19 protein-coding genes are annotated in these 21,063 nt (G+C 60.9%); 3 read left to right on the forward strand and 16 right to left on the reverse strand.

Going from position 1 to position 21,063, the window contains the following annotated elements:
* Window positions 1–50 precede the first annotated feature (50 nt).
* Window positions 51–518, reverse strand: coding sequence for a ferritin-like domain-containing protein (locus AC0Z5Z_RS25540; protein ID WP_485611804.1), 468 nt, complete (start codon window positions 516–518; stop codon window positions 51–53).
* A gap of 206 nt (window positions 519–724) precedes the next feature.
* Here AC0Z5Z_RS25540 and AC0Z5Z_RS25545 point away from each other — a divergent pair, with 206 nt between their 5' ends.
* Together AC0Z5Z_RS25545 and AC0Z5Z_RS25550 are read left to right on the forward strand one after the other, a co-directional pair.
* A complete protein-coding gene (locus AC0Z5Z_RS25545; protein WP_003227425.1) occupies window positions 725–961 on the forward strand; it encodes a DUF3820 family protein in 237 nt (78 codons plus the stop codon).
* Between the two features lie 30 nt (window positions 962–991).
* Complete coding sequence (locus AC0Z5Z_RS25550) at window positions 992–2,173, forward strand: aminotransferase class V-fold PLP-dependent enzyme (protein WP_460161221.1); 1,182 nt, start codon at window positions 992–994, stop codon at window positions 2,171–2,173.
* On the opposite strand, the gene AC0Z5Z_RS25555 is transcribed toward AC0Z5Z_RS25550, so the two are convergent.
* The 4 genes from AC0Z5Z_RS25555 to zwf form a co-directional block, all read right to left on the reverse strand.
* Window positions 2,170–2,742 (reverse strand): hypothetical protein, encoded by a 573-nt coding sequence (locus AC0Z5Z_RS25555; RefSeq protein WP_485611805.1) that lies wholly within the window; start codon window positions 2,740–2,742, stop codon window positions 2,170–2,172. The genes AC0Z5Z_RS25550 and AC0Z5Z_RS25555 overlap by 4 nt on opposite strands.
* Before the next feature lie 171 nt (window positions 2,743–2,913).
* Window positions 2,914–3,579: a bifunctional 4-hydroxy-2-oxoglutarate aldolase/2-dehydro-3-deoxy-phosphogluconate aldolase gene (locus AC0Z5Z_RS25560; RefSeq protein WP_056787965.1), complete on the reverse strand. Its 666-nt coding sequence runs from the start codon at window positions 3,577–3,579 to the stop codon at window positions 2,914–2,916.
* Window positions 3,580–3,596: 17 nt separating this feature from the next.
* On the reverse strand, window positions 3,597–4,310 hold the full coding sequence (gene pgl, locus AC0Z5Z_RS25565) for a 6-phosphogluconolactonase (RefSeq protein ID WP_150637499.1): 714 nt from the start codon (window positions 4,308–4,310) through the stop codon (window positions 3,597–3,599).
* Complete coding sequence (gene zwf / locus AC0Z5Z_RS25570) at window positions 4,297–5,763, reverse strand: glucose-6-phosphate dehydrogenase (RefSeq protein WP_016773537.1); 1,467 nt, start codon at window positions 5,761–5,763, stop codon at window positions 4,297–4,299. The genes pgl and zwf overlap by 14 nt, the downstream gene beginning before the upstream one ends.
* A gap of 226 nt (window positions 5,764–5,989) precedes the next feature.
* Here zwf and AC0Z5Z_RS25575 point away from each other — a divergent pair, with 226 nt between their 5' ends.
* Window positions 5,990–6,850: a MurR/RpiR family transcriptional regulator gene (locus AC0Z5Z_RS25575; RefSeq protein WP_169842436.1), complete on the forward strand. Its 861-nt coding sequence runs from the start codon at window positions 5,990–5,992 to the stop codon at window positions 6,848–6,850.
* A gap of 207 nt (window positions 6,851–7,057) precedes the next feature.
* Here AC0Z5Z_RS25575 and AC0Z5Z_RS25580 read toward each other — a convergent pair whose 3' ends face one another.
* From AC0Z5Z_RS25580 to edd, 11 genes are all read right to left on the reverse strand, one after another.
* Entirely contained in the window at window positions 7,058–7,912 is an 855-nt protein-coding gene (locus AC0Z5Z_RS25580) for a D-hexose-6-phosphate mutarotase (RefSeq protein WP_039758108.1), read from the reverse strand.
* 312 nt (window positions 7,913–8,224) lie between these two features.
* Window positions 8,225–9,574 (reverse strand): carbohydrate porin, encoded by a 1,350-nt coding sequence (locus AC0Z5Z_RS25585; RefSeq protein ID WP_016773536.1) that lies wholly within the window; start codon window positions 9,572–9,574, stop codon window positions 8,225–8,227.
* Between the two features lie 193 nt (window positions 9,575–9,767).
* Window positions 9,768–10,928, reverse strand: coding sequence for an ABC transporter ATP-binding protein (locus tag AC0Z5Z_RS25590; protein WP_485611806.1), 1,161 nt, complete (start codon window positions 10,926–10,928; stop codon window positions 9,768–9,770).
* A gap of 2 nt (window positions 10,929–10,930) precedes the next feature.
* Complete coding sequence (locus AC0Z5Z_RS25595; RefSeq protein WP_016773534.1) at window positions 10,931–11,776, reverse strand: carbohydrate ABC transporter permease; 846 nt, start codon at window positions 11,774–11,776, stop codon at window positions 10,931–10,933.
* Complete coding sequence (locus AC0Z5Z_RS25600; RefSeq protein ID WP_016773533.1) at window positions 11,769–12,677, reverse strand: carbohydrate ABC transporter permease; 909 nt, start codon at window positions 12,675–12,677, stop codon at window positions 11,769–11,771. Before AC0Z5Z_RS25600 ends, AC0Z5Z_RS25595 begins: the two co-directional genes overlap by 8 nt.
* A gap of 214 nt (window positions 12,678–12,891) precedes the next feature.
* Window positions 12,892–14,193, reverse strand: coding sequence for an ABC transporter substrate-binding protein (locus AC0Z5Z_RS25605; RefSeq protein WP_024014061.1), 1,302 nt, complete (start codon window positions 14,191–14,193; stop codon window positions 12,892–12,894).
* A gap of 118 nt (window positions 14,194–14,311) precedes the next feature.
* Window positions 14,312–15,571 carry a D-mannose isomerase gene (locus AC0Z5Z_RS25610; protein ID WP_310217950.1) on the reverse strand — a complete coding sequence of 420 codons (1,260 nt, stop codon included), beginning with the start codon at window positions 15,569–15,571 and terminating at the stop codon, window positions 14,312–14,314.
* A gap of 306 nt (window positions 15,572–15,877) precedes the next feature.
* Window positions 15,878–17,347: an ATP-binding protein gene (locus tag AC0Z5Z_RS25615; RefSeq protein ID WP_056787959.1), complete on the reverse strand. Its 1,470-nt coding sequence runs from the start codon at window positions 17,345–17,347 to the stop codon at window positions 15,878–15,880.
* The gene (locus tag AC0Z5Z_RS25620) at window positions 17,337–18,068 is read right to left on the reverse strand and encodes a response regulator (RefSeq protein ID WP_016773529.1); all 732 of its coding nucleotides are present in this window, start codon (window positions 18,066–18,068) and stop codon (window positions 17,337–17,339) included. The genes AC0Z5Z_RS25615 and AC0Z5Z_RS25620 overlap by 11 nt, the downstream gene beginning before the upstream one ends.
* A 179-nt stretch (window positions 18,069–18,247) precedes the next feature.
* Window positions 18,248–19,207, reverse strand: coding sequence for a glucokinase (locus AC0Z5Z_RS25625; protein WP_056787957.1), 960 nt, complete (start codon window positions 19,205–19,207; stop codon window positions 18,248–18,250).
* Window positions 19,204–21,030, reverse strand: a complete 1,827-nt coding sequence (edd, locus tag AC0Z5Z_RS25630; protein WP_016773527.1) for a phosphogluconate dehydratase — start codon at window positions 21,028–21,030, stop codon at window positions 19,204–19,206. Before edd ends, AC0Z5Z_RS25625 begins: the two co-directional genes overlap by 4 nt.
* Window positions 21,031–21,063 lie beyond the last annotated feature (33 nt).

Raw genomic sequence — 21,063 nt, forward strand, 5'->3', positions numbered from 1 at the left:
ACACACCGAATTCGCGAGCAGGCTCGCTCCCACAGTTGTTTCAGTGCAGCTTAAGAGTTGGCACGAGCCTGGTTACGCAGGGCTTTCACCTGGTCGTGGTTGCGTTGTACGCCGTGGTACTGACGCTCAACCAGGTCACGAATACCCACCAGATTGTGCTTGGTGATTTTTTCCAGCGCTTCTTTGTAAGCCTTCAGGGCATGGTCTTCACCGCGCTCGGCTTCGTTCAGCACAGCCTCTTCGTCTTTGCCGGTGAACATGGCTTTCACGTCGACCCAGCGACGGTGCAGGTCACCGGCAACGCTAGTCGAGGTCTCTGGATCACCGCCCAGCGAACGCACCTGAGCCTGCAGCTCGGCAGCTGCGGTAGCGCAGTCGGCGGAGCGCTGCACGAACAGTGTTTTCAGTTCTGGGTGCTTGATGTCTTCAGCGCAAGTCTTGAACCCTTCCTGACCGTCCTTGCAGGTTTCAATCAGGTCGTTGAGTACAGAAATGGCTTCTTTTTTCATATCGGTCATTTTTCAATTCCTTGCGATGGGTTGAAGATGCAAGGGATATTGCAGTGTGCGTGCCAGCTTTTTGATCGGACAAAAATCCTTTATTTTCAACAAATTACGAAAGATTGAACCATCTGTATGCTGGTTTTTTGCATGATCTGTCATTTGGCCTGCATGCAGAATGCCTGTATTTTCCAGGCTGTGATGTGAATCGATGAAGCGTGCTGATGAATCCGGAAAAACTCGAACTGCTGATTACCCGCGAAATGCCCTTCGGCAAGTACAAAGGCCGAATCATTGCCGACCTGCCCGGCCCCTATCTGAACTGGTTCGCCCGTGAAGGCTTTCCCCACGGTGAACTCGGTGGCCTGCTGGCGCTGATGCAGGAGATCGACCACAACGGCCTGTCCGACCTGCTCGAGCCGCTGCGCGCCAAACACGGCAAACCCGCCCCGCGCCACTGACGCGCCCTTCCCTCTTGAGCCTTGCCGACAATGCCTGACAACACCCGCCGCGCCCGTGACGAAGCCTTCTGGCAAACCTTTGCCGACCGATACGATGTGCAGCCCGGCCCGGTCAATCTGGAAAACGGTTACTTCGGGCGCATGTCGCGCACAGTGATCGAGGAGTACCAGCGCAACATCGAGCTGATCAACGCCAGCAACTCGATTTATGCACGCCAGCGCTTTGAACAGCACGACAACCTTGAGATCCGCGCGCAACTGGCCGAACTGATTGGCGTGCGCGCGCAAAGCGTGGCGCTGACGCGCAATGCCACCGAAGGCCTGCAATCGCTGATCCGCAATTACAATCGTCTGCAACCGGGTGATCAGGTACTGATCTGCGACCTCGAGTACGACACGGTCAAGGGCGCCATGCGCTGGCTGGCGAAGCAGCGTGGCGTGGAGGTCATCGAAATTGCCCACCACCATCCCGCCAGTTTCGACAGCCTGCTCGAAACCTACCGCGAGGCTTTCGTCCGCCATCCAAAACTCAAACTGATGGCCCTGACCCACGTCACCCATCGCACCGGTCTGGTTATGCCCGTGCAAGCCATCGCCGCGCTGGCCAAAGAGCATGGCGTCGACATCATCCTCGACGGTGCCCACGCCCTCGGCCAGATTGAATTCGACCTGCAAGCGTTGGGCATCGCTTTCGCCGGTTACAACCTGCACAAATGGATCGGCGCACCGCTGACCCTCGGCTTTATCTATATCGCCCCGCAGCGTCTGGCCGACATCGATCCGGACATGGGCGAGATGCATTACCCGGTCAGCGATATTCGCGCGCGGACCTCGTACAGCACGCCGAACATCCCGGCACTGATGACCTTGCCGCTGGTGTTCGAAGAGCACGACGCGCTCGGCGGCGCCGCAGCCAAAAGCCCACGCCTGAGTTACCTGCGCAACCTGTGGGTCAGCCGGGTCCGGCACCTGCCGGGCATCGAGGTGCTGACGCCGGACGACCCGCAACTGTATTGCGGGATCACCGCGCTGCGCTTCACCCGGCATGCCGATCAGCAGGCCATGGCCGAGCGTCTGCTCAGCGAATTCAACCTGTTCACCGTGGTGCGCACCGGCGCCGCGTGCGGGCCGTGCATTCGCATCACCCCGGGGCTGACCACCACGGCTGGCGAGATGGAGCAGTTGGTTCGGGCGCTGGACCAACTGCGCTAGAACGGCGCTCCGGAGTTTTTTTCGTAGCCTTCAAGGCCAAGCTGCGACGACACGGCGAAGGTGTCGATGCCGAGGGTCTGGCAGGCGAAAGCACCGTCTTCAAGATCGGCGCCGGCGATCGGCTGCAATACCAACTGCAAGGCCTCCTCGGCGGCACCTTCACAGCCGCAGCGGCCTGGGACGTGCAAGGTGCCGGCCCAGGCCTCGTGGTGAGCTTGCGCTCCTGCTTCGTCGCCGGGGATGAATACGTTCAGCTTCAGGCAAGCAGCGCCGTGCGCCGGCCGATCCGGATAGATACTGGTGAAACGGACGATGCCATGGCTGTCGGTCGATTGACTGCCGCCCAGGCTGGTGTCGCCATCGACACGCTGTTGAATGCGCACCAGCGCGCCGATGACCGGCTCGCTGGTCATCGCATCGACCAGCGACAGACGCAGGACCAGCGGCAAGCCTTGGACACCTTGGCTGATATTGCGCACTTGAGATTCAGCTGCGGGCCGGCCGAGGGGAAGTTGCTTCGGTTGATAACGGGATTGTGGCGTAAGGGTCAGAGACTGAAGGTCGTCCATGAGGCGTTCTCTCTTCCATAAGATGGACGCAGATTAACCCCGTGAAAAAGTCAGCGTGCAGTAACTATGTATCGCCGCATGTACCGGCAATTTTTTTCAGCGCAAAAAAAAGGTGCGCCGACCAAGCGCACCATAAAGCCGTAAAGCACACAACGAAGTGTCGGGTAACGATCAGTCCAGCAGCGCCAAGGCTTCGGCAGTGCATTCCTGAATGCGGGACCAGTCGCCGTTCTTGATCCACTCCGGATCAAGCATCCAGCTACCGCCCACGCACATGACGTTTTTCAGCGCCATGTAGCTCTTGATATTGGCCGGGCCGACGCCGCCAGTCGGGCAGAATTTCACTTCGCCGAACGGGCCGCCGAGGGCCTTGATTGCCGCCACGCCACCGCTGACTTCCGCCGGGAACAGCTTGAAGCGGCGATAGCCCAGACCGTAGCCTTCCATGATCCCCGAGGCGTTGCTGATGCCCGGCAACAGCGGAATCGGGCTGTCGACGCTGGCTTCGAGCAGGTCGCGGGTGATGCCCGGGGTGACGATGAACTGCGAGCCTGCCGCTTCCGCCGCTGCGAGCATGTTGCGGTCGAGCACGGTGCCGGCACCGGTCATCAGTTCCGGGCGCTGTTCGCGCAGGATCTGAATGGCCTTGAGGCCGAACTGCGAACGCAGGGTCACTTCCAGCGCAGTCAGGCCACCGGCGGCGAGGGCGTCGGCCAGCGGCAGCACGTCCTGTTCGCGAGCGATGGTGATCACCGGCAGGATCCGCGCCTTGGCGCAGAGACTGTCGATCAGGGCAACTTTGTCCGCCATGGAAACGGTCGGGGATGGGGTTGTCATAGCGGCTGTTCCTTGGCTCATGGGCACCAGTAAATCTCTAACGTAGGTTGCAGAAACGCGCGCACCGGCATGGCCGCAACGTCATCGGATGCCAGCGCGGCATTCAGGGTGGTCAGTTTCGATTGACCGGAAATCGACAGAATCTTGTGCCGGGCCGAGGCCAGCAGCGCGCGGCTCATGGTCAGGCGCTGACGCGGCACGCTTGGCGCCAGCATCGGCCAGCAACGGCGCGTGCCATCGGCTTGCAGGGCTTCGGCGAGGTTCGGGCTGTCGGGGAACAGCGATGCGGTGTGGCCGTCATCGCCCATGCCCAGCACCAGCACGTCGATCGGCGGCAGTTCGCCGAGCAGACGATCGGCCTGTTCAGCAGCCTGCTCGACGTTGGCCGCCGCGCTGTAGAGGCTGAGGAACTGCGCCTTGGCTGCCGGGCCTTTAAGCAGATACTGCTTGAGCAGGCCGGCATTGCTGTCGGCATGTTCCACCGGTACCCAGCGTTCGTCGGCCAGGGTCACAACGACCTTCGACCAGTCCAGCTCCTGCTTGGCCAGGTGCTGGAAAAACGCTACCGGGCTGCGCCCGCCGGACACCACCAGCACCGCGTTGCCGCGCGCGGCAATGGCGTCGCTCAGTTGATTGGCAACGTTCAGCGCCAGGCCTTCAGCCAGCAGCACCGGGCTGTTGAATTCGCGGGCAGTCACACCCGTCGGCAGTTGCACATCAGATATCGCCATACCACGACCTCCCGTCCCGCGTGATCAAAGCAATGGAGCTCATCGGCCCCCACGACCCGGCCGCATAAGGCTTGGGCGCGTCGCCGGATTTCTTCCACCCGGCAATCAGCTGGTCACACCACTTCCACGCGGCTTCGATTTCATCTTTACGGACAAACAGGTTCTGATTGCCGTTCATCACTTCCAGCAACAACCGCTCGTAGGCATCGGGGATCCGCGCGCTACGCCAGGTGTCGGAGAAATTCAGTTGCAGCGGCCCGCTGCGCAGTTGCATGCCCTTGTCCAGGCCCTGCTCTTTGGTCATCACGCGCAAGGAAATGCCTTCGTCCGGTTGCAGGCGGATGATCAGTTTGTTGCTGATCTGCAGGCGTTGCTCCGGGGCGAAGATGTAGTGCGACGGTTCCTTGAAGTGGATGACGATCTGCGACAGCTTCTGCGGCATGCGCTTGCCGGTACGCAGGTAGAACGGCACGCCGGCCCAGCGCCAGTTGCGGATGTCGGCACGCAGGGCGACGAAGGTTTCGGTGTCGCTCTGGGTATTGGAATTCGGTTCTTCGAGGTAACCCGGAACGGATTTGCCTTCGCTGTGGCCGGCGATGTACTGGCCGCGCACCACTTGTGTGGTCAGGCCTTCCGGACTGATCGGCGCCAGCGCCTTGAGCACTTTTACCTTTTCGTCACGGATGCTGTCGGCGGACAGGTCGGCCGGCGGGTCCATGGCAATCAGGCAGAGCAGCTGCAACAGGTGATTCTGGATCATGTCGCGCAGCTGGCCGGCCTTGTCGAAATAGCCCCAACGGCCTTCGATGCCAACCTTCTCGGCCACGGTAATTTCCACGTGGGAGATGTAATTCTGGTTCCACTGGGTTTCGAACAGGCTGTTGGCGAAACGCAGGGCGATCAGGTTCTGAACGGTCTCTTTGCCCAGATAGTGGTCGATGCGGTAGGTGCGGTCTTCCGGGAAGAACTGCGCTACTGCGTCGTTGACCTTGCGCGAGGACTCCAGGTCAGAGCCGATCGGTTTTTCCAGGACCACACGGGTGTTTTCGGCCAGACCGACTTTCTCGAGGTTCTCGCAGATCGCGCCGTACACCGCCGCCGGGGTGGCGAAGTAGGCAATCATGCGCTGGCTGCTGCCGGCCAGTTCCGCCAGCGCCACGTAATCCTCAGCCTTGAGGAAGTCGACATGCAGATAGGTCAGGCGCGCGAGGAAGCGCTCGGCCACGGTTTCGTTCAGCTCTTTGCCGACATAACGGCGCAATTCGGCGGCGATGAACGCCATGTGCTGCTGCTCGCTGCCGGGCTCACGGGCCAGCGCGATGATGCGCGTGTCCTCGTGCAGCAGGTCGGCACCGTCAAGGTGATACAGGGCAGGAAACAGCTTGCGCAGGGCCAGATCGCCAAGCGCGCCGAACAAGGCAAAGGTGCACGGTTCAACCGTAATGGAAGGCATGATGTTTGTTCTTTTATCAAGTTAAGCTACAAATACCTTTTTTCAAGGCATCACTCAAGGGAAAATGTAGTAATAACCACAACATTTTCGCAGAATACTCAATCCGAGTGGTGGTCGCCCGGACGCATCAGTAGGATAGGCCACCGTCACGGGCCATATCAAAGGCCCAATTTGCATAGCCCGACGCAACTCTGCGTCGGTGAATCAGGAATTCCATATGGACCGCGTGCGAAATTTACTGGAACAGATCCAGAGTCGCCTTGAAGAGCTGAACAAGGCCGAACGTAAGGTCGCCGAGGTGATTCTGCTCAACCCGCAGCAGGCCACCCGCTTCAGCATCGCCGCCCTCGCCCAGGCCGCCTCGGTGAGCGAACCGACGGTCAACCGTTTCTGCCGCTCGTTCGGTGTCAGCGGCTATCCCGAACTCAAGCTGCAATTGGCCCAGAGCCTGGCCAGTGGCGCGGCGTATGTCAGCCGTGCGGTCGAGGCCGATGACAATCCCGAGGCGTACACGCAGAAGATCTTCGGCAGCGCCATCGCTTCCCTGGACAGTGCTTGCCAGGCGCTCGACCCGAACCTGATCAGCCGCGCCGTCGACCTGTTGATCCAGGCCCGGCAGATCCACTTCTTCGGCCTCGGCGCTTCGGCCCCGGTGGCGCTGGATGCGCAGCACAAGTTCTTCCGCTTCAACCTCGCCGTCACTGCCCACGCCGATGTGCTGATGCAGCGGATGATTGCCTCGGTGGCGCACACCGGCGAGCTGTTCGTGATCATTTCCTACACCGGGCGTACCCGCGAACTGGTGGAAGTGGCGCGAATCGCCCGGGAGAACGGTGCTTCGGTTTTGGGCCTGACAGCGGAGAATTCACCGCTGGCCAAAGCCAGTACCCTGAGCCTGAACATTCCACTGCCGGAAGACACCGACATTTATATGCCGATGACCTCGCGGATCATTCAGTTGACCGTGCTGGATGTGCTGGCAACGGGAATGACCCTACGCCGTGGCGTGGATTTCCAGCCGCATCTGCGCAAGATCAAAGAGAGTTTGAATGCCAGCCGGTATCCGGTTGGGGATGAATTCAACTAAAGATCAAAAGCCCCCTCACCCCAGCCCTCTCCCGGAGGGAGAGGGAGCCGACCGAGGTGTCTTGCGCGGTACATTGACCTGAAATATCCAGTCGATTATGGATTCAGAACTGCACTTTCACGTCGGCGTAATTCTTGAGCATCCCCCATTCGGTCCCCTCTCCCTCTGGGAGAGGGCTAGGGTGAGGGTATCGGTGTACTTGACGCACTAAGCCGCCGCCCACGCCTGCAAACTCAAATGCGCCTTCTCCCCCGGCGCCAGGTGCAGGCTGTCCGTGCCACCCGCCGCTGCTTCCACGCAGACGAACTCGGAAATCTCGTCCCAACTTACCCCCAGTAACGGCCGCGCGCCGGGATGCCAGACGACGGTGTCGCCGCTGTCACCGGTATCGATGCACAACTCGCGCTGCCAGGCGTGATCCTTGAGCTGCAATTCGCCGTCATGCTGGAACACCCGCTGACAGCCGCCATCGACCCGCAACTCGCCTTCCTGCTGGCAAACCTGACGATTCAACTGGTCATAACCCTGAGCGCCTTCGAGCCCAGACAGCGCTATCTCACCAACATCGCCTATACGCCAGTAAGCGTGCAAAGCCTGGCTCAACTGGCACGGCATGTCGTCCTGATGCTCGGTGCTCAGCCGTAATTCCATGCGTTCGCCCAGGTGCGCGTGCAGGTCGACCTGCCAATCGCACAGCTGCAATTGCCAGTGCAGGCGCACGCCGTCTTCGGCGCTGCTGCTGTCGAGCAGTTTCCAGTCGAGCAGTCGCGCCCAACCATGGGACGGCCAGGCGTTTTCGCTCGGATGACGGCCATACCACGGCCAGCACACCGGCACGCCACCGCGAATCGCGCCGACATGCGGCCACTTCGCCGCGCACCACAACCACGGCTTCTGCCCACGCGGCTGAAAGTGCAGCAACTGCGCACCCTGCCGACTGAACACCGCCTGACACAGCGGATGATCGATCACCAACACGTCGCGCATCTGATAGCGCTCCCAGGCGAACACCGGTCGCTCGCGCAGGGATTTGAAGAAGCGTTGCAGCGGATGCTCATGCATTGGCTACGGTCCTGAAAATCATGGGGTACTTATCAATCCAAAAGCCTTGCATAGCACTTTGTGGCGAGGGGATTTATCCCCGCTGGGTCGCGAAGCGGCCCTGAAAACCATTCACCGAGGTGTATCGGCCAGATTGTGCTTATCGGATTTGGGGCCGCTTCGCAGCCCAGCGGGGATAAATCCCCTCGCCACAAAAAGCTCTCCGCCACAAAAAATCATCAAGCAACACATCTGACCTGTGTCACAAAAAAAAGCGGACAGCCTTGGCTGTCCGCAAAATGCGCACATAGAGAGGAGCTTATCGCAGACGCGTTAGAACGTTGACTGAATTTTCAGGCCAGCGACCAAAGCGTTATCGACTTCATCCACACCGCCCGGATGGGTGATGTATTGCAGGTTGGGACGCACGGTCAGCCAGTTGGTGACATGGATGCCGTAGTTGAGCTCGTAGTTGTATTCGGTTTCACGAATCGGCGAGAACGCGGCGTTGTCGTAGTCGGACACACCGTTGGCAGCGTTCAGCAGTTCAGCGTTGCGCTTGACGTCCTTGTTGACGTGGATACGCGCCGCGCCGATACCGATGTCATCCTTCGGACGCGCATCGAACGGGCCTTTGTAGACAAACATCACCGACTGGTAGTTGTCGATGAAGTTGGTGTCCTTGTCGTGGAAGGTCGCGTTGGCGGCGATGTTCAGACCGCGAGTCGCATCACCGTTGTGGCTGGTGAGCTGCTGTTGCGCAACGAACCAGTAACCGCTTTTGCTGTTGTGCGACTTGTAGTCATCACCGGTGGTTGCCGCATCGAGACCGTTGACGTCTTCGCGAACGTCGTCGGCATCGGCCGTGCTCTTGTAGTAACCGACGCGGTATTCGCCCGGCAGGCTGTTGACCTTCGGCGACCAGACCAATTCAACCGGCAGCACCGTACCCTTGGTACCGCTGCCGCTGAGCTTGAAGCCGTTGCCGTGTTCCAGTTGCGACGGGTTCTGGTTGTACGCACCGATTTGCGCGTAGAGCTCGTCGTTGATGTTGTACTTCACACGGATCGCGGCCTGGCTGACCGGCCAGTTGTACCAGATGTTGGTCGCCCAGTTACCCACTTGCGAACCGCAGAACGCCAGGTTCTGGAAGTCGCACGGGAAGGTGTTGAAGTCTTCGCCTTCGCCGAAGTAACCGGCCTTGACGTCGAGCTTGTTGTCGAAGAACTGGTGCTGAATCCACAGTTGGGTCAGACGCACCATGTGGCCACGGCCGTAGACTTCCTGCGAGGAGCTGAGGGTGCCGGCACGCGGATCGCCAACGCGGTCGTTGGAGATGTTGTAGCCGTTACGATTGGTCAGCTGGATCTTCGCTTGGGTGTTGTCCCAGCCCCACAGCTTCTGCAGGTCGAGGGCCACGCCCAGACCGAACTGGTCGGCGTAACGCGCAGTCTTGTCGTCGTTGTAGCCGCCGTTCAGGTTGGCGCCCATCTCGCCAACGTAGTCGGCCTTGATGTCGATACCCTGCTCGATCAGCTTGGTGCGCTCGCCGCCCCAGTCGCCGGTCATCCACTTGGAGTCGGAGCTGAACGCATCCGCCGCCATCGCATTACCGGCCAGCACCAGTGCAGCTGCCGCAGAAACCTGGCAGATCAACCGGGCATTGACGTGTTTCTTTTTCATCCCTACATCCTCGTCTTTATTGTTATTAACTGTTTTTATCTAACGCGGTTTACATAAAGTGCAGTGCTCGACAGGCCGGGCACTGCTTGCCCCCTGTGGGAGCGAGCCTGCTCGCGAATGCGGTGTATCAGGCGACATCAATGCTGGATGTCAGACCGCTTTCGCGAGCAGGCTCGCTCCCACATTTTGTACTTCAGCGGCCTTTGAACTGCGCCACATTCGCCGACCGGGTCTCTGTCTGCACCTGGCCCGCAACGCCCAGACGCTCGCCGGTATTGGCGTCGAACAACAACACTTTCGATGGATCGAACTGCAGCGTCAGGCTTTCGCCCACCTGCGGTGCCACGTCCGGCGCCAGTCGGCAGCAGACCTTGGTGTCATTCAGATTGACGAACGCCAGCGTGTCCGGACCGGTCGGTTCAGTGACCTGCACTTCGGCACGGATGCTCGGCAGACCATTGCCCTCGCCATTCGCCAGTACGATCTGCTCCGGGCGCAGGCCGAGGATCACTTCGCGGTCTTCGAGACCGGCGTCCTGCATGCTCATCGGCAGTTCACAACGCGCCTGACCGCTGTCGAGCAGCGCCAGCAGGCGACCGTCCTTGCGCTGCAAGCGCAGGGGGATGAAGTTCATCGGTGGCGAACCGATGAAGCTTGCGACGAACAGGTTGGCCGGGTTGTTGTAGATGTCTTTCGGCGTGCCGAACTGCTGAATGATGCCGTCCTTCATCACCGCAACCTTGTCGCCTAGGGTCATCGCTTCGATCTGGTCGTGGGTCACGTAGACCGTGGTGGTTTTCAGACGCTGGTGCATCAGTTTCATTTCGGTACGCATCTCGACGCGCAGCTTGGCGTCGAGGTTCGACAGCGGTTCGTCGAACAGGTAGATCTTCGGCCGCCGCGCCAGGGCACGGCCCATCGCCACACGCTGTTGCTGACCACCGGAGAGCTGGCCCGGTTTGCGATTGAGCAGGTGTTCGATCTGCAACAGCTTGGCCACGCGGGCGACTTCTTCGTCGATCGCCGCCTGCGGCATCTTGCGGATCTTCAGGCCGAACTCGATGTTCTCGCGCACGCTCATGGTCGGGTACAGCGCGTAGGACTGGAACACCATGGCGATGTCGCGATCCTTGGGGCTCATGCCGCTGACGTCCTGATCACCGATCATGATCGCGCCGCCGGTGATGGTTTCCAGACCGGCGATGCAGTTCATCAAGGTCGATTTGCCGCAGCCCGACGGGCCGACGAGGATCAGGAATTCACCGTCCTTGATCGACAGTTCGATGTTCTTCAGGGTGTCCGGCAGGCCGGCCCCGTAGGTCTTGTTTACGTTGCGAAGTTCAAGCGTAGCCATGATTACCCCTTGACCGCGCCGGCCGTCAGCCCGCGCACGAAATACTTGCCTGCGACCACATAGACCAGCAGGGTCGGCAGGCCGGCGATCATCGCCGCTGCCATATCCACGTTGTATTCCTTGGCGCCGGTGCTGGTGTTGACCAGGTTATTGAGCGCCACGGTGATCGGTTGCGAATCACCGCTGGAGAACACCACACCGAACAGGAAGTCGTTCCAGATCTGGGTGAACTGCCATATCAGGCAGACCATGATGATCGGCGTCGACATCGGCAGAATGATGCGGCGGAAAATCGTGAAGAAACCCGCCCCATCCAGACGCGCAGCCTTGACCAGCGCATCGGGAATGCTCACGTAGTAGTTGCGGAAGAACAGCGTGGTGAACGCCAGACCGTAGACCACGTGCACGAAGACCAGGCCGGTGGTGGTGCTCGCCAGGCCCATCTTGCCGAGGGTGAACGAGGCCGGCAGCAGCACGGTCTGGAACGGCAGGAAGCAGCCGAACAGCAGCAGACCGAAGAACAACTGCGAACCACGGAAGCGCCACATCGACAGCACGTAACCGTTCAACGCACCGATGGCGGTAGAGATGATTACGGCCGGTACGGTGATCTTGATCGAGTTCCAGAAGTAGCCGTCAACCGTGGCCCAGGCCTTGACCCAGCCGATGCCGCTGACCACGGTCGGCCAGCTCAGCAGGTTGCCGGTGCTGATGTCTTCCGGGGTCTTGAAGCTGGTCAGCAACATCACCACCAGCGGCACCAGATACAGAAACACCGCGAGGATCAGCACCGCATAGATCGCGATGCGACTGAAGCTGATCGCAGGTTTGGCAGCGAGACTAGTCATGACGCTTGGTCCTCAGCTCGGAGTACAGGTAAGGCACGATGATCGCGAGGATCGCACCGAGCATCAGAATCGCACTGGCCGAGCCCATGCCCATCTGGCCGCGACTGAAGGTGAAGGAATACATGAACATCGCTGGCAGGTCGGAGGAATAACCCGGACCACCGGCGGTCATTGCCGCAACCAGGTCGAAGCTCTTGATCGCGATGTGCGCGAGGATCATCACCGCACTGAAGAACACCGGACGCAGGCTTGGCAGCACGACTTTCCAGTAGATGCGCGGCATGCTCGCGCCGTCGATCTGCGCGGCACGGATGATCGATTGATCGACGCCACGCAGGCCGGCGAGGAACATCGCCATGATGAAGCCCGAGGCTTGCCACACAGCGGCGATCACCAGGCAGTAGACCACGCGATCGGGGTCGATCAGCCAGTCCAGACGGAAGCCTTCCCAGCCCCAGTCACGCAACAATTTGTCCAGGCCCATGCCCGGGTTGAGCAGCCATTTCCATGCGGTACCGGTGACGATCATCGAGAGCGCCATCGGGTACAGGTAAATGGTGCGGATAAAGCCTTCGCGACGGATGCGCTGGTCGAGGAACACCGCCAGCAACACGCCGATCACCAGGGTAATGCCGATGAACATGCCGCCGAACACGGCGAGGTTCTTGCTCGCCACCCACCAGCGATCGTTGTCGAACAACCGCGCGTATTGCGCCAGACCGGCCCACTTGTAGTTGGGCAGGAAGGTCGAGGTGGTGAACGACAGAATGAACGTCCACAGGATGTAGCCATAGAAGCCCACCAGCACGATGAACATGCTCGGCGCCAGCACCAGTTTCGGTAGCCAGCGCTGCAATGCATCGAACGGCGAGGCCTTGCTGAACACAGCAACAGAACTCATGGGGAAATCCACAATAAGGGTTTACGAAAGCATTCCCTTGCAGGAGTGAGCCCTGTGGCGAGGGGATTTATCCCCGATCGACTGCGCAGCAGTCGCGAAATCATTACATGCGGTATTTCAGACACTGCACCGCTGCAACTTTCCGGGGTCGCTTCGCAACCCATCGGGGATGAATCCCCTCACCACAAAGGCTCACTCCTACAGGGGCCAAGCATTACTTGGCCGACTGAACTGCCGCGCCGAGTTTCTTCGCCGCATCGGCCGGGTCGGCTTTCGGGTCGTTGATGTAGTTGGTGACTACGTCAAAGAACGCGCCCTGCACCGCCAGCGTGGTCGCCATGTTGTGCGCCATGCTTGGTTGCAGGCCGCCGGACTTGGCGTCCGCGAGGAAGTCCTTGGCAGCGGTCTGCGCGCAGGAATCGAAGCCGAGCTTGTCCATGTTGTTCAACATGTCGTTGCGCACCGGGATCGAGCCTTTGTTGATGCTGAAGACTTTCTGGAAGTTCTCACCCAGCACGACTTTGGCGATGTCCTGCTGACCGGCCGCAGTGCCTGCGTCCTTCTGCTTGAACACGGCCAGCGAGTCGATGTTGTAGGTGAACGCCTTGTCGGTGCCCGGGAACGCTACGCACTCGTAGTCCTTGCCGGCGACTTTCTTGGCGGCGGTCCATTCGGACTTGGCCCAGTCACCCATGATCTGCATGCCGGCCTTGCCGTTGATGACCTTGGCCGCTTCGAGGTTCCAGTCCTGGCCTTTGCCGTCCGCGTCCATGTAGGTCGCGACTTTCTTCAGCTCAGTGAGCGCCTTGACCATTTCCGGGCCGGTCAGCGCTTTGTTGTCGAGATCGACCAGGGCTTTCTTGTAGCCATCCACGCCCATGACTGAGAGCACCACGGCTTCGAACACGGTGCTGTCCTGCCAAGGCTGACCGCCGTGAGCGAGCGGAATGAAGCCCGCCGCTTTCAGCTTGTCGCCGGCCGCGTAGAACTCTTCGAGGGTGGTTGGATTCTTGGTGATGCCGGCTTTCTTGAAGACTTCCGGGTTGATCCACAGCCAGTTCACGCGGTGAATGTTCACCGGCACGGCCACGTAATCACCGTCGTACTTCACGGTATCGGAGACTTTCTTGTCGAGCAGGCTGTCCCACTTTTCCGACTTGGCGACGTCTTTCAAAACGTCGGTGTCGAGCAGGCCGGTCGACGCCCATTCCTGGATGTCCGGGCCTTTGATCTGCGCTACGCCTGGCGGGTTGCCGGCAACGGCACGGCTTTTCAGCACGGTCATGGCAGTCGCACCGCCACCACCGGCGACAGCGCCGTCCTTCCAGGTGAAACCGTCTTTTTCGACTTGGGCCTTGAGCACATCGACAGCGGCTTTTTCGCCACCGGAAGTCCACCAGTGCACGACTTCGACCGAACCTTTGGAATCGGCGGCGGAGACACTGAGCGGCAGGATTGCGAGCGGGAACAGGGAGGCGACAGAAATGACAGTAGCGAGGCGAGAAATCGCATTCATTCGAGATGTACCTTTCTTGTTGTTATGCATTGCAAGTCTGGTGCTTGCGCTGCACGGAGTTTAAACAGAGCGTTTCGCTTCGCAGGTAACGAAGGGACGCGTAAATGTCACGACATGGTTACACAGCAACAGGCCGGGACGACTGCGCCAAAGCCGTGGCCATGCTTGGCGCCAGCGGCAATCGTGGAATCAGCACAGCCTGCCAGGCGTGATACAGATCGGGCTTGCCCGGCCAGATATCGGCACTCGGCAAATTCTGCGGATTGAGTTCGTGGTGCCAACTGCCGTTGCAACGATCGATGAAATTCGTCTCACAGAATTCCCAGAACAGTCGGTACCAGGTTTCGTATTGCGCATCGCCGGTGCGTTTGAGCAAGGCGCTGGCGGCGGCGCTGGCTTCGGCGTGCGTCCAGTGCAGGCGATGGCGAACCACGGCCTGGTTATCCCAGTCGAGGGTGTAGACGATGCCCGGCGCGCCATCGACATTCCAGCCGTGGCGGCAATTGTTTTCGAAGAGTTTTTGCGCATCGAGGGCCAGCCAGCCCGGCGTGAGCATGCCGGCCTGCACTCGCGCGGCTTCAAGATGCAGGAGCAAGCGCGCCCATTCGAAACCGTGGCCCGGCGTGGTGCCGTAAGGACGGAAACCGTCGGCGGGGTTGTCGTGGTTGTATTCGCGCAGCGGTTGCCAGTCGCGATCGAAGTGTTCGATGACCATGTAACCGTTGGCCGCAGCGTGGCCATGGATCACCCGCTCGACGATGCGCTGGGCGCGCACCAGCCAGCGCGGATCTTCAGTGACATCGGCCAGCGCGAGGAATGCTTCGGTCGCGTGCATGTTGCTGTTGGCGCCGCGATAGGCTTCTTCTTCGCTCCAGTCGCGGTTGAAGAATTCGCGCATGGCGCCCTCTTCTTCGCTCCAGAAATAAGTGTCGATGATGTCGATTGCGTCATCGAGCAAGGCTTGGGCGCCGGGCCGTTGCGCGACCGCGGCGGAGCTGGCGGCGAGTGCGACAAAGGCGTGCAGATAGGCGTTCTTGCCGGTGTTGTCGTCGCGGTGTTCGGCAACTGCAAACCAGCCACCGTGCAGCGCGTCACGCAGCGGCCCGCGCAACGCGGCGATACCGTGGTCGACCAGTTCGGCAAATCCCGGCAGGCCCTGAATGTGCGCCATGGCGAAGCTGTGGGTCATGCGCGCGGTGTTCATGGTCTCGGCTTGTGCGTGCGCAGGCAAACGGCCGCGTTCGTCGAGGTTGCCGAAGCCTTCGGACAGTCGTGATGCCTTGGCGAAATCCAGCAGACGCAGGCCTTCGGCGGCAAGCCATTGCTGGTGGACAGGGGCATTCAGCCAACTGCTGAAGTCTGGGTGAAAGGTGTCCATGGAGTGACCCTTTTTTGTTGTTAGGACTGCGGGCAGTCTAAACAACGGGCCGGGGCGGGCTTGTAACGAAGGGGACGGGGATTGTCACTGGCTTGTGACAAAAGAGAAGAGCAAAAGCACCCTCACCCCAACCCTCTCCCGGAGGGAGAGGGGGCCGACCGAGGTGTCTTGCGTCCTCCGTCGACCTGAAAAATATTGGCGATTATGGATTCACCACCGCATTTACAGGTCAGCGCACCTCAGCAGCATCCCCCAATCGGTCCCCTCTCCCTCTGGGAGAGGGCTAGGGTGAGGGGCTTTTCGGGGCTAATCCACAGACCGAGGCAACTGCAACGTCACCCGCAACCCACCCTCACGCAGGTTCTGCAACGTCACCTCGCCGCCATGGCTATGGGCGATGTTGCGCGCAATGCCCAGTCCCAATCCGTAGCCCTGCTGCTGTCCCGCCAAACGGAAGTGCGGTTCGAACACTTGCTCCAGCCGCTGCTGCGGCACACCCGGCCCTTCGTCGTCGACGTGCAAAACGAACGCGCTGTCATCGTCATCGATGTGCAGGTGCGCGTTCTGCCCGTACTTCAAGGCGTTGTCGATCAGGTTGCCGATGCAGCGCTTGAGCGCCAGCGGTTTGCCCGGATACGCCGACAGTGCGCGGCCATGCTGAGTGACGCGGCCATTGCCGTTCGGCGCCAGATACGGCTCGACCAGGCAATCGAGGACATGATTGAGATCCACCGGCTCGATGTTCTCGTGGATGTCGGTGTCTTTCACGCATTGCAACGCGCCTTTGACCAGCAGCTCCAGCTCATCCAGATCGCGGCCGAACTTGGCTTGCAGCTGTTCGTCCTCGAGCAGCTCGACGCGCAAACGCAGGCGGGTGATCGGCGTGCGCAGGTCGTGGGAAATCGCGCTGAACAACTGGCTGCGTTCGGTCAGGTAACGGCTGATGCGTTCGCGCATGGTGTTGAACGCGCGGCCAACTTCGACCACTTCACTGCCACCGCCCTCCGCCACCGGCTCGACGTCGGCGCCCAGCGACAGATCCCGCGCCGCCCGCGCCAGACGCTTGAGCGGCCGGCTCTGCCAGTGCACCAGCAGGCCGATGAACAACAACAGAAAGCCGCTGGTGAGGACGATAAACCATACCTGCTGCGCCGGCAGGCCTTGCTCTTCGAGACTGGTGTACGGCTCCGGCAGCAACGAGGCGATGTACAGCCACTCGCCCGGGGCCATTTGAATCTGCGTGACCAGCACCGGCGGATTCACCGGTTCAAGCGTCAACGCGTAGTGCGCCCAGGAGCGCGGCAATTCATCAAGTTTCAGCCCTGCGTTGAAAATGCGCAGGTCTTCGGGGCTGACGAAGGTCACCGAAATATCCGTGTCATGGCCCAGAGACTGGCGCAGCACTTCGTCCACCGCTTGCATCACCGCAGCCTTGCGCGGCGTCACCGGCAGCACGTCCATGCCCAGCGGCTTGTCGTTCAGCGTCACGACAAACCGGGTGCCGCCCATGCTGCGCAATTGATCGAGCACCAGCGGCCGATAGGCCACTGGCAAGGAACGGAAATAGCTGACGCTGGCGGTCATCGAATGCGCCAGGCTGCGGGCACTGGTGACGAGGCCTTCGAGCTGGGTAGCGCGCAACTGCGAGACCCAGATCACGCTCGACAGCGTCTGCGCGAACAGCACCGCCAGCAGAGTCAGCAGCAGCATCCGCCCGAGCAGTGAGCGCGGCACCGGTATGCGACTGGCGAATTTGCGCAGCGACTCAGTGAGCATTGCCGGCAACCACATTGGCTGCCAACTGATAGCCGCTGCCGCGCACGGTGCGGATCAACCGTGGCGGTTTTTCGGTGTCGCGCAAGCGTTGACGCAAACGGCTGACGGCCATGTCGACGATGCGATCGAGCGGCATCAGATCGCGGCCACGGGTGGCGTTGCCGATGGTGTCGCGGTCGAGGATTTGCTGCGGATGATCGAGGAACAGTTTCAGCAGAGCGAAATCGGCGCCGGAAAGGATCACTTCCTCGCCGTCAGTGTGGAACAGCCGATGGCTGACCGTGTCCAGGCGCCAGTCGTCGAAGACCAGCACTTCGCTGCCGCTGCGTTCGTGGGCGAACTGTGCGCGGCGCAGCAGGGCCTTGATCCGCGCTTGCAGTTCGCGCGGGCTGAACGGTTTGCCAAGGTAGTCGTCGGCGCCGAGTTCCAGACCGATCACGCGGTCGGCTTCGTCGGAACTGGCAGTCAGCATGATGATTGGCACCTGTGCCTGACGCGGGTGCTGGCGTACCCAACGGCACAGGCTGAAGCCGTCTTCGTCGGGCAGCATGACATCGAGGATCACCAGATCGCTCGGCGCCTCGTTGAGCGCCTGACGAAAACCGGCACCATCGGCGGTGGCCCGCACCTGGAACCCGGCGCGGGTCAGGTAGGTTTCCAGCAACTCGCGTATTTCCTGGTCGTCATCGACCAACAATATCGACTTGTTGACTGAGCTCACTTCGAAGGCATCCTTGTTGTTGGAGTTGGGCGGATTATGCCTTAAGCATCAAACTAACAAACACTACAGAAACCCTTGTGGGAGCGAGCCTGCTCGCGAATCGGTTTTAACATTCAACAGATCTGTTGACTGACACACCGCTTTCGCGAGCAGGCTCGCTCCCACAATTGGATTGCATTTCAGGTCGGGATTGATTGGTCCAGGGCCACACCGGCACCAACGAGGCCGGAATACGGCGCGGTCACCAGCCACACCGGGATGCCTTTGAAGTAATCGCTCATGCAGCCTTTGTCGGCGAAGCAGCGGGCGAAGCCGCTGGCGAGGAAGAAATCGGCGAAGCGTGGAATCACCCCGCCAACGATAAACACCCCGCCGCGCGCGCCGGTGGTGAGCACGTTGTTGCCGGCAACGCGGCCGAGCCAGCAGCAGAATTGCTCGAGCACTTCCAAAGCGATCGGGTCACCGGCAAGGCCAGCGGCGGTGATCGCTTCCGGCGTTTCAAGCGTAGGCTCATGACCATCCACCGCGCAGATCGCCCGGTACAGTCGAGGCAGGCCGCCGCCGCTCAACGCGGTTTCCGCGCTGACATGGCCGATTTCGTTGTAGATGTGTTGCCACAGTTGCGTTTCGCGTGGACTGCTCAGCGGCAGGTCGACGTGGCCGCCCTCGCCCGGCAACGCGGCAAAGCGCCCTTCGCCGAGATCGAGCAAGGTGCCGACACCCAGGCCAGTGCCGGGGCCGATCACCACCGCCGGGCGCAACGGCTCCGGCGTGCCTTCGCAAACCACGCGGAACTCGCCCGGCTGCAAGCGGGTCATGCCCAGCGCCATCGCCGAGAAGTCGTTGGTCAGCAACAACTGCTCGACCTGCAAGGTCTTGCAAAACGCGCTGCGGCTGAGCCGCCAGTGATTGTTGGTGAACTTGAACTCATCGCCGCTCACCGGACCTGCCACCGACAGGCACACCGAGCCGATCGAGCCCGGCGCCAGACCGAGCCCGCTCAGGTACAAGGCGATTGCCTCTTCCGGGCTGGCGAAGTCGGCCGTGGCCAGCACCTGAACCGATTGCAGTTGCTGGTTTTGCCACAACGCGAACCGCGCGTTGGTGCCTCCGATGTCACCGACCAAAGCCAGTTTCAATTAAGCGTCTCCAGGGCAGAAGTGAAGGCGCTGGCGCCCTGCTCCGCCGAGCTGAAGGCCATGCGCATGAAGCCAAACAGCTCGCGGCCGCTGCCGATGTTGTTGCCCAACAGGCCTTTGGCAGGTTCGCGCGCTGCAAATTCGGCGGCGTCGACCTTCAGTTCCAAGGTGCCTTTGACGCCATCGACGCGGATGATATCGCCCTCTTGCACTCGCGCCAAAGCGCCACCGACATAAGCTTCCGGGCTGACGTGAATCGCCGCCGGGATTTTCCCCGAGGCGCCGGACATGCGCCCGTCAGTCACCAGCGCGACTTTGAAGCCGCGATCCTGCAGTACGCCGAGGAATGGCGTCATCTTGTGCAGCTCGGGCATGCCGTTGGAGCGCGGCCCTTGAAAGCGCATCACGGCGACAAAATCCTTCTCCAGCAGACCGGCCTTGAATGCGTCCGCCAGGTCTTGTTGATCCTGGAAGACCATCGCCGGTGCTTCGACGATCTGATTTTCCAGCGCAACCGCAGAAACCTTCATCACGCCGCGACCGAGGTTGCCTTCCATCACCCGCAAGCCGCCCTCCTGCGAGAACGCACGGGACACCGGACGCAGAATGTTTTCGTCGAGACTGTCAGTCGGGCCTTCGCGCCAGACCAGCTCACCGTTATCGAGGAACGGCTCCTTGGTGTACTGGCTCAGGCCATGGCCGAGCACGGTGTTGACGTCTTCATGCAGCAGGCCTGCGCCGAGCAGTTCGCGGATCAGGAACGACATGCCGCCCGCTGCCTGGAAGTGGTTGATGTCGGCTTTGCCGTTCGGGTAGACGTGGCTCAGGGTCGGGACGACTTCGGAAAGGTCGGCCATGTCCTGCCAGGTCAGTTGAATGCCAGCGGCCATGGCGATGGCCGGCATGTGCAGAGTGTGGTTGGTCGAGCCGCCGGTGGCGTGCAGGGCAACGATGGAGTTGACCAGCGCCTTTTCGTCGACGATTTCGCCGATCGGCATGAAGTTGCCGTTCTGCTTGGTCAGGCGCGTGACCTGATGCGCGGCTTCGCGGGTGAGCGCGTCGCGCAGCGGCGTGTTCGGGTTGACGAAAGAGGCGCCCGGCAAATGCAGGCCCATGACTTCCATCAGCAACTGGTTGGTGTTGGCGGTGCCGTAGAAGGTGCAGGTGCCCGGGCTGTGGTAGGACTTCATCTCCGATTCCAGCAGCTCTTCGCGGGTCGCCTTGCCTTCGGCGTACTTCTGGCGGACGTCGGCTTTTTCCTTGTTGGAAATCCCCGACACCATTGGCCCGCCCGGTACGAAAATGGTCGGCAGATGACCGAAACGCAGCGAACCCATCATCAGGCCCGGAACGATCTTGTCGCAGATGCCGAGCATCAGCGCGCCGTCAAACATGTTGTGCGACAGCGCCACGGCGGTGGACATCGCGATCACTTCGCGGCTCGGCAGGCTCAGTTCCATGCCCGGCTCGCCTTGGGTCACACCGTCGCACATTGCCGGAGTGCCGCCGGCGAACTGACCGACCGAGCCGATTTCGCGCAGGGCGTTCTTGATCTGTTGGGGGAAAACTTCGTACGGCTGGTGCGCCGAGAGCATGTCGTTATACGAAGACACAATGGCGATGTTCGCCGAGTTCATCATCCGCAGGCTGTGCTTGTCTTCAGTGCCGCAACCGGCCACGCCGTGGGCGAAGTTGGCGCATTGCAGCTTGCCGCGCATCGGGCCGTCGGTGGCGGCGCCGCGAATCAATGCAAGGTAAGCCTGACGCGTGGCGCGGCTGCGGGCGATAAGCCGTTCGGTGACCTCAAGAACGCGGGGATGCATGTGTAGAACTCCAGGCTAACGGATGTGGCGACC

Source organism: Pseudomonas sp. 1L-E-NC-VB-C3, from assembly GCF_057291535.1.

Excerpts from the sequence above, each read along its gene's own strand:
- AC0Z5Z_RS25540 (WP_485611804.1), bottom strand. The coding sequence starts at position 518 with ATGACCGATATGAAAAAAGAAGCCATTTCTGTACTCAACGACCTGATT.
- AC0Z5Z_RS25545 (WP_003227425.1), top strand. The coding sequence starts at position 725 with ATGAATCCGGAAAAACTCGAACTGCTGATTACCCGCGAAATGCCCTTC.
- AC0Z5Z_RS25550 (WP_460161221.1), top strand. The coding sequence starts at position 992 with ATGCCTGACAACACCCGCCGCGCCCGTGACGAAGCCTTCTGGCAAACC.
- AC0Z5Z_RS25555 (WP_485611805.1), bottom strand. The coding sequence starts at position 2,742 with ATGGACGACCTTCAGTCTCTGACCCTTACGCCACAATCCCGTTATCAA.
- AC0Z5Z_RS25560 (WP_056787965.1), bottom strand. The coding sequence starts at position 3,579 with ATGACAACCCCATCCCCGACCGTTTCCATGGCGGACAAAGTTGCCCTG.
- pgl (WP_150637499.1), bottom strand. The coding sequence starts at position 4,310 with ATGGCGATATCTGATGTGCAACTGCCGACGGGTGTGACTGCCCGCGAA.
- zwf (WP_016773537.1), bottom strand. The coding sequence starts at position 5,763 with ATGCCTTCCATTACGGTTGAACCGTGCACCTTTGCCTTGTTCGGCGCG.
- AC0Z5Z_RS25580 (WP_039758108.1), bottom strand. The coding sequence starts at position 7,912 with ATGCATGAGCATCCGCTGCAACGCTTCTTCAAATCCCTGCGCGAGCGA.
- AC0Z5Z_RS25585 (WP_016773536.1), bottom strand. The coding sequence starts at position 9,574 with ATGAAAAAGAAACACGTCAATGCCCGGTTGATCTGCCAGGTTTCTGCG.
- AC0Z5Z_RS25590 (WP_485611806.1), bottom strand. The coding sequence starts at position 10,928 with ATGGCTACGCTTGAACTTCGCAACGTAAACAAGACCTACGGGGCCGGC.
- AC0Z5Z_RS25595 (WP_016773534.1), bottom strand. The coding sequence starts at position 11,776 with ATGACTAGTCTCGCTGCCAAACCTGCGATCAGCTTCAGTCGCATCGCG.
- AC0Z5Z_RS25600 (WP_016773533.1), bottom strand. The coding sequence starts at position 12,677 with ATGAGTTCTGTTGCTGTGTTCAGCAAGGCCTCGCCGTTCGATGCATTG.
- AC0Z5Z_RS25605 (WP_024014061.1), bottom strand. The coding sequence starts at position 14,193 with ATGAATGCGATTTCTCGCCTCGCTACTGTCATTTCTGTCGCCTCCCTG.
- AC0Z5Z_RS25610 (WP_310217950.1), bottom strand. The coding sequence starts at position 15,571 with ATGGACACCTTTCACCCAGACTTCAGCAGTTGGCTGAATGCCCCTGTC.
- AC0Z5Z_RS25615 (WP_056787959.1), bottom strand. The coding sequence starts at position 17,347 with ATGCTCACTGAGTCGCTGCGCAAATTCGCCAGTCGCATACCGGTGCCG.
- edd (WP_016773527.1), bottom strand. The coding sequence starts at position 21,030 with ATGCATCCCCGCGTTCTTGAGGTCACCGAACGGCTTATCGCCCGCAGC.